Source organism: Streptomyces sp. NPDC007875 (genome assembly GCF_042868035.1).
Classification (GTDB): domain Bacteria; phylum Actinomycetota; class Actinomycetes; order Streptomycetales; family Streptomycetaceae; genus Streptomyces; species Streptomyces antimycoticus.
In genome coordinates, this window is the sequence record NZ_JBIADZ010000007.1 from 325,970 (window position 1) to 338,196 (window position 12,227).

The 12,227-nt window shown below is 70.4% G+C and carries 11 protein-coding genes; 4 read left to right on the top strand and 7 right to left on the bottom strand.

Annotated elements, in window-relative coordinates:
• Positions 1-11: 11 nt before the first annotated feature.
• Positions 12-1,325: a D-alanyl-D-alanine carboxypeptidase gene (locus ACFYOY_RS17550; RefSeq protein ID WP_351881255.1), complete on the bottom strand. Its 1,314-nt coding sequence runs from the start codon at positions 1,323-1,325 to the stop codon at positions 12-14.
• 106 nt (positions 1,326-1,431) lie between these two features.
• Between ACFYOY_RS17550 and ACFYOY_RS17555 the strand changes: the two genes are divergently transcribed.
• Positions 1,432-1,707, top strand: a complete 276-nt coding sequence (locus ACFYOY_RS17555) for an SCO4848 family membrane protein (protein WP_388587880.1) — start codon at positions 1,432-1,434, stop codon at positions 1,705-1,707.
• A 22-nt stretch (positions 1,708-1,729) separates the two neighbouring features.
• Positions 1,730-3,223, top strand: a complete 1,494-nt coding sequence (locus tag ACFYOY_RS17560; RefSeq protein WP_351881249.1) for a metallophosphoesterase — start codon at positions 1,730-1,732, stop codon at positions 3,221-3,223.
• A 34-nt stretch (positions 3,224-3,257) separates the two neighbouring features.
• Here ACFYOY_RS17560 and ACFYOY_RS17565 read toward each other — a convergent pair whose 3' ends face one another.
• From ACFYOY_RS17565 to ACFYOY_RS17590, 6 genes are all read right to left on the bottom strand, one after another.
• Complete coding sequence (locus ACFYOY_RS17565) at positions 3,258-4,637, bottom strand: VanZ family protein (protein ID WP_388587883.1); 1,380 nt, start codon at positions 4,635-4,637, stop codon at positions 3,258-3,260.
• 165 nt (positions 4,638-4,802) lie between these two features.
• Positions 4,803-5,576: a succinate dehydrogenase iron-sulfur subunit gene (locus ACFYOY_RS17570; protein ID WP_351881243.1), complete on the bottom strand. Its 774-nt coding sequence runs from the start codon at positions 5,574-5,576 to the stop codon at positions 4,803-4,805.
• Positions 5,576-7,330: a succinate dehydrogenase flavoprotein subunit gene (sdhA, locus tag ACFYOY_RS17575; protein WP_388587886.1), complete on the bottom strand. Its 1,755-nt coding sequence runs from the start codon at positions 7,328-7,330 to the stop codon at positions 5,576-5,578. The genes ACFYOY_RS17570 and sdhA overlap by 1 nt, the downstream gene beginning before the upstream one ends.
• 24 nt (positions 7,331-7,354) lie before the next feature.
• On the bottom strand, positions 7,355-7,825 hold the full coding sequence (locus ACFYOY_RS17580; protein ID WP_037953443.1) for a succinate dehydrogenase hydrophobic membrane anchor subunit: 471 nt from the start codon (positions 7,823-7,825) through the stop codon (positions 7,355-7,357).
• 5 nt (positions 7,826-7,830) lie between these two features.
• Positions 7,831-8,211, bottom strand: a complete 381-nt coding sequence (sdhC, locus tag ACFYOY_RS17585; RefSeq protein WP_014061379.1) for a succinate dehydrogenase, cytochrome b556 subunit — start codon at positions 8,209-8,211, stop codon at positions 7,831-7,833.
• 156 nt (positions 8,212-8,367) lie between these two features.
• Entirely contained in the window at positions 8,368-8,925 is a 558-nt protein-coding gene (locus ACFYOY_RS17590) for a 2-oxo-4-hydroxy-4-carboxy-5-ureidoimidazoline decarboxylase (protein WP_351881238.1), read from the bottom strand.
• A 256-nt stretch (positions 8,926-9,181) separates the two neighbouring features.
• Between ACFYOY_RS17590 and ACFYOY_RS17595 the strand changes: the two genes are divergently transcribed.
• Together ACFYOY_RS17595 and ACFYOY_RS17600 are read left to right on the top strand one after the other, a co-directional pair.
• The gene (locus ACFYOY_RS17595) at positions 9,182-10,825 is read left to right on the top strand and encodes a glycoside hydrolase family 20 protein (protein ID WP_351881235.1); all 1,644 of its coding nucleotides are present in this window, start codon (positions 9,182-9,184) and stop codon (positions 10,823-10,825) included.
• Positions 10,826-11,144: 319 nt separating this feature from the next.
• Positions 11,145-12,209 carry a DUF4328 domain-containing protein gene (locus tag ACFYOY_RS17600; protein WP_351881232.1) on the top strand — a complete coding sequence of 355 codons (1,065 nt, stop codon included), beginning with the start codon at positions 11,145-11,147 and terminating at the stop codon, positions 12,207-12,209.
• Positions 12,210-12,227 lie beyond the last annotated feature (18 nt).

The window sequence follows — 12,227 nt, forward strand, 5'->3', positions numbered from 1 at the left end:
TAAGGGCTCGCTCAGTCGCGCGAGCGGCGCCGCACCAGCTCCGGCAGCGGCCAGCGGCGGTGCACCCCGAAGGCCACCGCGCCCAGCAGCGCCAGTGAGCCGCCCGCGATGCCCACCGCGGTCCACGCCCCGCCGGAGCTTCCGTCGTCCGTGGAGACGGACGCCTGGGCGTGCTTGTGGCCGTTCTCAGTGCCGGCCGAGGGGTGGCTCGCGCCCGCCGCACCGGGCCGGACGAGGGTGCCGACCGGGTTCACCGAGCCCGCCGCCTTGAAGCCCCAGTCGAAGAGCCTCGCGGTCTCCTTGTAGACCTCGTTCGCCTCCTTCTCCTGCGGATTCATGACGGTGACCAGCAGCACCCGGCTTCCGCGCTGGGCCACCCCGGTGAAGGTGGCGCCCGCGTTCGTGGTGTTGCCGTTCTTGACCCCGGCGATGCCCTTGTAGGGCTCGACGCCGAAGCCGGTCAGCAGCCGGTTGGTGTTCTGGATGCCGAAGCTGGAGCGCTTCTTCTTGCCCTTTTCGAACGTGCCGGGGAACTGCGCGGTCGCCGTCGAGCAGTACTCCCGGAAGTCCGCCTTCTGCAGCCCCGAGCGGGCGAAGAGGGTCAGGTCGTACGCGCTGCTGACCTGGCCCTTCTCGTCGTAGCCGTCCGGTGTGACCACATGGGTGTCGCGCGCGTTCAGATGCTTCGCGTGTGCCTGCATCTCCCTTACGGTCGCCGGGACACCGCCGTTCATGGCCGACAGCACATGTACCGCGTCGTTGCCCGAGCGCAGGAAGACGCCGAGCCACAGGTCGTGGACCGAGTAGGTGTAGTTCTCCTTGACCCCGACCAGGCTGCTGCCCTCACCCATCCCCTCCAGGTCGGACAGCTGCACCTTGTGGGTCTTCGTCTTCGGCATCTTCGGCAGCAGCGTGTCCGCGAACAGCATCTTCAGCGTGGACGCGGGCGGCAGCTGCCAGTGGGCGTTGTGCGAGGCGAGCACATCACCGGACTCGGCGTCGGCCACCAGCCAGGACTTTCCGCTGAGCTGCTTGGGCAGCGCGGGCGCGCCCGCCTTGGGGTCCACCTGGGTCCCGGGGCGGCCGAGCCGCTTCCCGCCCACCGTGGACATATGGGCGGGCGGCTTGACCGCGTCGGTGGAGCCGCCCGGCTGGTCGGCGGCGTGCGCCGGGGTGGCGGCGAGCGGCCCGCACAGCAGGAGGGCGGCGGCGGTGGCGGCCAGCGGTGCGGCGGCGCGGCGGGCGGGGGTACGACGACTGCTCTTGCCGGTGCTCTTACGGGTGCGGTCTCGGACGTGAGTGCTGGTGAAGGAAGGTGTGGGCACGGAGGTGAACGTACCTGGCGTCGCTGAGGAGAGCGACAGCAGCGCCGACGTATTGACGGCAGACCCCCGCGTGGAGGTATCCGGGGCCGTGCCCATACTGGAACCCATGAAGCTCAGCCGCCCCGTGTCCTGGTTCCTGCTCGCCTTCGGGGTCTGGAGCTGGGTCATCTGGTTCACCTTTGTCAAAAATTTGTGGAAGGACGCCAGCGGACTCGCCTTCGACGACTCCGGCGACCCCACCACGTACTTTTGGGTGCATCTGCTGCTCGCGATCACCTCGTTTCTCTTGGGGACGGCGATCGGGGCCATCGGGTTGCGTGGGGTGCGCGCTCTGCGTCGAAACGACGCCTCCGAGCAGCCGTTCCAGGCAGCCGTCGGTTAGTCGCTAGGGGAGAGGACCGGGGATGGTCGTGCTCTACGTCCTGATCGCGCTGGCCGTCATCGGTCTGCTGACCGGCGTCCACTGGTATGTGTGGCGGCGGCTCGTCGGTGACACGACGGCGCGCGGGGGGTGGGTGCGCCGTACGGGCACGGCGGCGGCCTTCGTGCTGCCGCTGATGAGCGTCGGCGCGGTGATCTCGGGCCGCGCGGGCGCGCCCTTCGCGCTCCAGCGGGTGCTGGCCTGGCCGGGCTACCTCTGGCTCGCCCTGCTCCTGTACCTGACCCTCGCCCTGCTCGTGGGCGAGGCGGTGCGGCCTCTGCTGGGCGCGTGGCTGGACCGTCGTGACTCCGCCAAGTCCGCTGATGTGCGGTCGACCGAGGGCCCGGCGGTGACCGCCGACGACACCGGCGCTGTCGGCCCCGCCCCGGCGGCCGGGGACGGCGCGGGCGAGGTTGCCAAGGTCGCCGCGGGCGTGGCCGCCAAGGGCCCCGCGGCCGGGATGGCTGAGTCCGCAGCGGATGAGGCGGCCGAGGGCGTCGCGGCCAAGCCCAGCGCACAGGCCGCCGCGGATGGTGCGGTGAGGGCCGCCGGGAGCGGGGCGGCCAACTCGGCTGCGGGCGTCGCCGCCGAGTCCGCCGCGCAGACGGCTTCGAAGGCCGCCACGGACCGCACTGCGGGCGCGGCGCCCGCCGCCTCCCGGCGGCTTTTCGTCGCGCGGGCCGTGGCCGTCGGGGCCACGGCCGTGGCTGCCGGAACGGTGGGGTACGGGACGTACACCGTGCTGCGCGGGCCGCGGGTCAAGAGGATCACCGTGCCGCTCGCCAAGCTGCCGCGCCGGGCGCACGGCTTCCGGATCGCCGTCGTGAGCGACATCCACCTCGGGCCGATCCTGGGCCGCGCCCACACCCAGCGGGTCGTCGAGGCGGTCAACCGCACCAACCCCGACCTCATCGCCGTCGTCGGCGACCTCGTGGACGGCAGTGTCGCGGACCTCGGCCCGGCCGCCGAGCCGCTGCGCGGGCTGCGCGCCCGCCACGGCGGCTACTTCGTCACCGGCAACCACGAGTACTACTCGGGCGCCGACGCGTGGGTGGACCATGTGCGTGAGCTGGGCCTGCGTCCCCTGGAGAACGAGCGCACCGAGCTGCCCGGCTTCGATCTCGCCGGGGTGAACGACGTCGCGGGCGAGAGCGAGGGCCAGGGCCCCGACTTCGGCAAGGCGCTCGGCGACCGCGACCGCTCGCGTGCCTCCGTGCTGCTCGCCCATCAGCCGGTGATGATCCACGACGCGGTGAAGGCGGGCGTCGATCTCCAGTTGTCCGGCCACACCCATGGTGGTCAGGTGTGGCCCGGCACCTATGTGGCCGAGCTCGCCAACCCCACCGCCGCCGGTCTCGAGCGGTACGGCGACACCCAGCTCTATGTGACCCGCGGCGCGGGCGCCTGGGGCCCGCCGGTACGGGTCGGGGCGCCACCGGACGTCACCGTCGTGGAGCTGGCCTCGACCCGTACCTGAGCGCCTGAGTGCCCGCCATCCCGGCCCCCCCGCCTCAGCGCGAGTCGGCGGCGGACCGCTGAACCTCCGCCGAGCCGGTGGGAGCGACGGGACCCGTGCTGACCAGCGGACGGTCGGGGGTGCCCGCCGGTGCGTCGTCGTCGGCCGCCCGCACCGCCACCACCACCGCGATCGGCTCCGACCGGTCGGCGGCCTGCGCGGCAGCCCGTACCCGGTCCTGCGCGTCGGCCCGCTTGGCGCGGCGGTGCGGCAGCGGGGCGTTGCGTATGCCCGAGATACGGTCATGCGGGGCCAGCCGGTCCGGGTGGCGCAGCGTCTTGCGTACGCAGGCGGCGGTCAGCGTGAACCCGGCCATCACCGCGAGCAGTTGGACGGGGCTCAGCGCCGTAAGGACCGCCGCCGCGCCCTGGGCGCCCGAGTCGCGGACGGTGGCGAACAGACCGGACGGCCACGGCTCGTGCAGCAAGGTGAGCATGGCCAGGAACAGCCCCGACAGGAACGGCATCACCAGCGCCCCGAGCAGCAGCGCGCGCAGGGTCAGCCGCCAGGGCACCAACGGGCCGCCGTCGTCCGACACCAGCTTCAACAGCAACAGCCGCTTTCCGGGAGTCGCGCCGGTCGCCAGCGGCAGGAGGATGAACCAGGCCACGTAGATTCCGACCGGTATCCATGAGGGGGCCGCGCCGCCCTGATAGGTCATCACGGCCGCGGCAGACACCGATGCGACGACGTATCCGGCCACATCCACGACCAGCGCCGTCAGCCGCCGCCCGAACGGCACCGGACGCGCCGCCAGCGCCCGCCCGTCCAGCGCCTCCAGGGCGGGCAGCATCCGTGCGACCGGCCCGGCCAGCAGCCAACCGACCGCCGCCCCCGCCGTGTTGACGATCAGGTCGTCCACGTCGAAGAGGCGGTACGGGCAGCTGTAGAGACCCCACACCCCGGTCCACTGTGTCAGCTCGAAGGACAGCGAGACCACGAAGCCGATCACGGCGGTGGCGCGCAGCGAGCGCCCGAAGTGGTAGCGCAGGAAGACACCGAGTGGCAGAAGCAGCAGCAGGTTGAAGACGGTCCCGGCGACGGCGGGGTTCTGGAGGACCAGCGAGTTGAGCCCGACCTTGTGGTGGGCCTCCTTCCAGATGTCGCTGAAGGTGTTCCCGGGCGTCCACTGCGGATGGGCCACGGGTGCGAACCGCTCGCACATGTCACCGGTCTGCTTCGGCAGCGGCACGATCGTCATGCAGAAGGCGGTGAGCGAGTAGTAGAGGAAGCCGTACAGCGACAGCGTCCGCCCCCGGGACATCACGCCATGACGGCGGTACAGGACGACGGCTGTCGGCAGCAGCAGTAAGAGTGCCAGCAGCGGGAAGAGCGCGGCGGCCGTTTTGATCGGCAGAAGGTAGGCGGTGGCCATGCGCAGGACTATACGCCATGGGTATACATCGCGTGTATAGCGGATCGAGGCACAGCACATGACAAGGGCCCCGCCCCCGGAATCCGGGAAGCGGGGCCCTCGCCCACAAGCTCAGAGCCACAAGCTCAGAGCCACAGGCAAGCTCCGAGCCAAAGGCTCCGTGCCTCAGAAGCGGCGCGTGATCAGAGCGCGCTTGACCTCCTGAATGGCCTTGGTGACCTCGATGCCCCGCGGGCACGCCTCGGTGCAGTTGAAGGTGGTGCGGCAGCGCCAGACGCCGTCCTTGTCGTTCAGGATCTCCAGCCGCTGCTCACCGCCCTCGTCACGGGAGTCGAAGATGAAGCGGTGCGCGTTGACGATCGCCGCCGGGCCGAAGTACTGGCCGTCGTTCCAGAACACCGGGCACGAGGAGGTGCACGCGGCGCACAGGATGCACTTGGTGGTGTCGTCGAACCGCTCGCGGTCCTCGGCGGACTGCAGCCGCTCACGCGTCGGCTCATTGCCCGTCGTGATCAGGAAGGGCATCACATCGCGGTACGCCTGGAAGAACGGCTCCATGTCCACGATCAGGTCCTTGAGGACCGCGAGCCCCTTGATCGGCTCGACCGTGATGGGCTTCTCCGGGTTGATGTCCTTGATCAGCGTCTTGCAGGCCAGCCGGTTGCGGCCGTTGATCCGCATCGCGTCGGATCCGCAGATGCCGTGGGCGCAGGAGCGGCGGAAGGTCAGGGTGCCGTCCAGCTCCCACTTGACCTTGTGGAGACCGTCGAGGACGCGCTCCTTCGGATCCATGTCGATCTGGAAGTCCTCCCAGACCGCCTGGTCCGAGACCTCCGGGTTGAAGCGCCGGATCCGGAAGGTGACGGTGATCAGGTGGGAGGCGGTGGCGTCGGCCGCCTCGGGGGCCTGGTCGGACTTCTCGAGGGTGGGGGTGCTCATCAGTACTTACGCTCCATCGGCTGGTAGCGGGTCTGCACGACCGGCTTGTAGTCGAGGCGGATGGACTCGGAGCCGTCCGCGCCCACCTCTCGGTACGCCATGGTGTGCCGCATGAAGTTGACGTCGTCGCGGTTCGGGTAGTCCTCGCGGTAGTGGCCGCCGCGCGACTCCTTGCGGGCCAGCGCCGAGATCGCCATGACCTCGGCCAGGTCGAGCAGGTTGCCCAGCTCGATGGCCTCCAGCAGATCGGTGTTGAACCGCTTGCCCTTGTCCTGGACGCTGACGTTCTTGAACCGCGCCCGCAGGTGGCCGATCTCCTCGACGGCCTCCTTGAGCGTCTGCTCGGTGCGGAAGACCATGACGTTCTTGTCCATGGTCTCCTGCAGCGCCTTGCGGACCTCGGCGACCCGCTCGGTGCCGGTCGCGTCCCGCAGGTTCTCCACCTGGCTCTGGACGAACCCGGCCGGGTCCTCCGGAAGCTCGACGAAGTCGGCCCTGGCGGAGTACTCCGCGGCGGCGATGCCCGCCCGGCGGCCGAAGACGTTGATGTCGAGCAGCGAGTTGGTGCCCAGGCGGTTGGCGCCGTGCACCGAGACGCAGGCGACCTCGCCGGCCGCGTACAGGCCCGGGACGACGGTGTCGTTGTCCGCCAGCACCTCGCCCTGGACGTTGGTCGGGATGCCGCCCATCGTGTAGTGCGCGGTCGGCTGGATCGGGATCGGGTCCGTGTACGGCTCGATGCCCAGGTACGTCCGCGCGAACTCGGTGATGTCGGGCAGCTTGGCGTCCAGCTGCTCCGGCGGCAGGTGGGTCAGGTCCAGATAGACGTGGTCGCCCTCCGGACCGCAGCCGCGGCCCTCACGGATCTCCGTGTAGATCGACCTCGACACCACGTCCCGGGATGCCAGGTCCTTCATGACCGGCGCGTACTTCTCCATGAAGCGCTCGCCGTCCTTGTTGCGGAGGATGCCGCCCTCACCGCGGGCGCCCTCCGTCAGCAGGATGCCCATGCGCCAGATGCCGGTCGGGTGGAACTGGAAGAACTCCATGTCCTCCAGCGGCAGCCCGCGCCGGTAGGCGACCGCCTGGCCGTCACCGGTGAGGGTGTGCGCGTTGGAGGTCACCTTGAAGAACTTGCCGCAGCCGCCGGAGGCGAAGACGACGGCCTTCGCCTGGAAGACGTGCAGCTCACCGGTGGCCAGCTCGTACGCCACCACACCGGCGGTGCGCTTGACCCCGTCGACCTCGGTCATCAGGAGGTCCAGGACGTAGAACTCGTTGAAGAACTCCACGCCCTCCTTGACGCAGTTCTGGTACAGCGTCTGGAGGATCATGTGGCCGGTGCGGTCCGAGGCGTAGCAGGACCGGCGGACCGGGGCCTCGCCGTGGTTACGGCTGTGGCCGCCGAAGCGGCGCTGGTCGATGGTGCCGTTCGGGGTGCGGTTGAACGGCAGGCCCATCTTCTCCAGGTCGAGGACGGAGTCGATGGCCTCCTTCGCCAGGATCTCGGCGGCGTCCTGGTCGACCAGGTAGTCGCCGCCCTTGATCGTGTCGAAGGTGTGCCACTCCCAGTTGTCCTCCTCGACATTGGCGAGGGCGGCGGCCATGCCGCCCTGTGCCGCGCCGGTGTGGGAGCGGGTCGGGTAGAGCTTGGTGAGCACCGCGGTGCGGCTGCGCTTGGTCGACTCGATGGCCGCGCGCATTCCGGCCCCGCCGGCGCCGACGATGACGGTGTCGTACTTATGGATCTTCATGAGTGGATACCTCAGCCCCGGGGCCTAGCGGATGTTCGGGTCGAAGGTGAAGATCACCAGAGTGCCGAGCACGATGGTGAATCCTGCCGCCGTGTAGAGCAGCGCCTTCAGCCACAGGCGGGTGTTGTCCCGCTCCGCGTAGTCGTTGATGATCGTGCGCAGGCCGTTCGCGCCGTGCAGCGTGGCGAGCCAGAGCATGATCAGATCCCATGCCTGCCAGAACGGCGAGGCCCAGCGGCCGGCCACGAAGGCGAAGCCAATCTTGGTGACACCGCCGTCCAGCACCAGCTGGATCAGCAGATGGCCCAGGACCAGGACGACCAGCAGGACGCCGGACAGGCGCATGAAGAGCCAGCCGTACATCTCGAAGTTCGTACGGGTCGCCCTGGGCGTCTTGCGGGTACGGGCCCGCGGCGGCTCGATGACCGGGGCCGGATGATCCACGTCGTACGCGCTGACCGCGTCGCTCGCGGGGGTGGTGGTCTCGGCGGACATGTGCGTCAGCTCCCGAACAGTTCGCGCAGCGTGTGCTGGAGGATCGGGTAGAAGGCACCGGCCATCAGCACGACCCAGATACCGACGACGCCCCAGAGCATCTGGCGCTGGTACCTCGCTCCCTTGGACCAGAAGTCGACGGCGATGACGCGAAGGCCGTTGAGGGCGTGAAACAGGATGGCGGCCACGAGGCCGTACTCCATCAGGTTCACGACGGGATTCTTGTAGGTGGCAACCACGTTGTCGTACGCCTCGGGCGAGACGCGGACCAGCGAGGTGTCCAGCACATGTACGAACAGGAAGAAGAAGATGAGGACGCCGGTGACTCGATGAGCCACCCAGGACCACATGCCTTCCCGGCCGCGATACAGCGTTCCAGCCGGCACGGAAAAACCCTCCGGAAGCGGATTTGGGGCCTGCCGGCTTCACGGTCGGTCGGGCCCGGCCGGGTACGGTCCACCGGCCCTGGACATCGTACCGACGTGCTGTCGGCAGGTTCGTCCGGGGGGCTCAGGTGTGATCTAACAAGCACGAACGGGCGATCATGCGATACGGAACCCGGATGCGTCCGGCAGACGGGAGGTGTTCGCGGCCAGCCGGACGAGCCTGCCGCGGGCGATGCGCCGCAGCTCCTCGGCGGTGTTGTCGCGCTCCCGCTCCCGCTCGTTGCCCAGCCGGTTCCGGATCCCGGTCAGCAGCCGGTCGAGCCGCTCCTCGGGCCGCAGACCATCCAGACAGATGACGAAAACGTGACCGAATCGACTCTCGTACGCATCGTGGGCGGCCTGGAGCGCGGTGTGCGCGGCCAGCGACCCCAGGCTCTCCGCGGGCGGCAGCTCATGGCCGACGACCGACTCGTCCGCGAGCGCCTCGTCCAGATCGGCCGGGGTGAGGTCATAGCTGGCCTCGTCCCCGGCGGCCAGCAGCGCCTCCAGATCGGGGTACGGGCGGTGGGCCACGATCAGCCGGGCCCAGCGACGGCTGCCGCAACAGGCGAGCAGCGCGGCCTCGGCCGCGTCGGCGGTGGCGGTGTTGAGCCGGTCGAGGCGGGAGGCGGCGGCGCGGGACCTGGACCTGGACAGCGTGGACTCCTCGGACACGCATGAGAGACGCGGGGAACGGGCGCCGCGCCCGGGAGAAGCGGACACCCGGGGCAGGCGTGGGAGACATGGGCTGGGCGCGTGAGCAGTACACGTTAACGAGGGGCGGGGACGGGGGGTCCGGGGGGAACGCGATATCACCCGAACGGGGAGGTTTTACTGCATGCGGTGGACGGCATTCGGGGCGCAGGGTGTTTTTCGGCCCCAAGGCGGCCGAATGCCCGAAGCGGGGAGGGCCTTAAGGAGGTACACCGCCATGGGATTGCCGCTCAGAGCCACCAAGGCGTCCTGCGTCCGCGGTCTCGTCGCGGGTGCCGTCGCCACCCTCGTCCTGGCGGCCCTCGGCTGCCAGCAGACGGACGGCGGCCAGGGCCAGGCCGGCACCCGCTCCTCGCCGGCGCACTCCGCGCACGCCACGACCGCCACCTCGGCGCGGTCTCCCTCCGCCTCGCCCCACGGAACGGCGGCCTCCGCCCCGCCGCGCACCATCCCCTCCGTCCGCGACTTCACCCCGGCCACGGGCCCGGGCTGGCGGCCCGGCAGCGGCAGCCGGGTGGTGGCCGACCCCGATGGCCCGCTCGCCGACGAGGCCCGCACCATCGCCGCGGAGCTGGGGCTGCGCACCGCCTCCGGCACCGCCCGCCGCGGTGATCTCTCCCTCGCCCTCGAGCCGGGGCAGAGCGGCGGCGGCGAGGCGTACACGCTGACGGTAGGCGGCGGCCGCGCCCGGATCACCGGCCCGGCCGACGCGGGCGTCTTCTACGGCACCCGCACCGTGAAACAGGCCCTGCGCTCCGGCGGCCGCCTCCCCGAAGGCGTGATCCACGACCGGCCCGCCCGAGCCCAGCGCGGCCTCAACCTGGACATCGCGCGCAAGTTCTTCTCGGCCGGGTGGATCGAGGCCCGGATGCGCGAGATGGCCGACCTCAAGCTCAACCAGCTGGCCCTGCACTTCTCGGACGACCAGGGCTTCCGCATACAGAGCACCAGCCACCCCGAGATCGTCTCGGCCCAGCACCTCACCAAGGCCCAGGTCCGGGAGATCGTCGCGCTCGGACGGCGGCTGCACATCACCGTCATCCCCGAGATCGACTCGCCGGGCCACCTCGGCGCCGTCATCAGGGCCCATCCGCAGCTCCAGCTGCGCAACGCGGGCGGCACCACGTTCCAGGGGTCCGTGGACATCTCCAGTCCGGCCGCGGCCCGCATCGTCGATCAGCTGATGCGCGAGTACGCCCCGCTCTTCCCCGGCCGCTGGTGGCATCTGGGCGCCGATGAGTACCTCGCGCTGACCGTCAAGGACCCCCAGGCGTCGTTCCCGAAGCTGGTGGCCGCCGCGAAGGCGAAGTACGGCCCCAACGCCCGGGTGCAGGACCTGGTCACCGGCTGGCTGAACGACCGGGCCCGGCTCGCGCGGCAGCTGGGCAAGCAGCCCAAGGCGTGGAACGACGGCTTCTTCGCCGGCGGCGTCGTCAAGCCCGACAAGAACATCGAGGTCGAGTACTGGACGGGACGGCTGAAGGAGACGGCCCGGCAGCCGCTGGAGTATCTGAAGGAGGGCCGCAAGGTGGTCAACCTCAACGACTCGTACCTCTACTACGTCCTCGGCGAGCCCGGCGGCTTCACCTACCCGACGGGCGAACGCATTTACGAGAGCTGGTCCCCCGCGGTACTCCGCAGCTCCACGCCCGTCGCCGACAAGTCCCTGACCGGACCGAACCGGATCCTCGGTGCCCGTTTCGCCATCTGGGGTGACCGGCCCGAGGCCCAGACGCCCGCACAGGTGGCCCAGGGCATCCGGCTGCCGCTCGCGGCGCTGGCCCAGCGGGTGTGGGATCCCGGGAAGCCGCCGCTGAACTGGTCCGACTTCACCCGGCTCGCCGAGCGGCTCGGGGTCTGAGCGCGGGGCCCGGGCGGGAGAGAAGAGGGAGAAAAGAAGGACGGTCGGGGCCGCCACCCCCCACAGGAGAGGCCCCGACCGTCGATCAGGGAGAGCCGTCGAAAGGCTCGCACCCCTTACAGCGTCGCACGCCTCGATTGCGTCACACCTCCCCTTGCACGAAACCGGGGACCTCACCCCGCGTCCAGGGTCCGTTCCGCTCTGGACTTGACCGGTCGGATGCCCGTAACGTGCAGGTCCGCGCTCTGGGCGCGGTCGGAGGCTTTATTTTCTCGCGTGGCCCGCAGCGGGCCACGTTCCCAGGGGGACTCAAAAGACCATGTATCCGTGTGGGAACTGCCGCGCTGTCGCCGTCGGCCCCGACGGGCGCTGTGCCGCATGCGGGACGTACCAGCAGCAGCTGCAGCAGCTCTCCGCGCCGCCGCAGCAGCCGTCCGTCCCGCCGCAGGTGCCGCCGACGCCCGGCGGCTACCCGGCTGCCCCGCCCATGGGTATGCCGACCGGCGGGGTCGATCTGCGGCGCGGGCTTTCCACCACGCTCGTCGCGCTGTTCGGCGTGGCGCTGCCGGCGCTCATCTTCCTCTTCGTGGGGCGCTCCGGCCAGTACAGCGTGATCGGGGACATGCTGGACGCGGTCGAGGGCAAGTCCGTCTCCATCACCGAGGACGATCTCAACGACGCCGACGACCTCTTCACCACCGCGCAGATCATCTACTCGCTGCTCACCGTCGCGATCGCCGTGGTCTGGGCGATCTGGTTCCGGCGGCTGCGGCTGAACGCCGAGGTCTTCGCGCCCGGCCAGCACCGCTTCAGCAGCGGCTGGGCGGCCGGTTCATGGTTCACCCCCGTCGTCAACTTCTGGTTCCCCAAGCAGATCGCCAACGACATCTGGCGCGCCAGCTCCCCGCAGGGGCCGCACGCGGTCAGCCGCGGTCTGCTCAACGGCTGGTGGGTCACCTGGATCGTCGCGCTGGTCACCAACGCCATCGGTGGTATCCGCTACAACCTGCTGCGGGGCAAGGTGGAGGGCGACGGCTACGCCCCCTCTCCCTCCGAGGCCAAGAGCGACATCGAGAGCCTGCACTCCATCCTGGCCTTCGACATGTTCGCGATCGTGATCTTCATGGCCGCGGCGGTCCTCGCGCTACTGCTGGTCCGGCAGATCACCGCGATGCAGGAGCAGCGCGCCTCGCTGCCCCCGCAGATGGCCGGCCCGGCGCCGTACGGGATGCCGGCGCCGAACCCGTACGGCGCCCCGGCGCCCGGACCGGCCCCGTACGGTGCCCCGGCCCCCGGGCCCGGCTCGTACGGCGCCCCCCAGATGCCGCCGACCCCGCCACCCGGCCAGCCCGGTCAGCAGTACCCGCCCTTCGGGCAGGGCTAGCCCGCGGCTACACCGGAA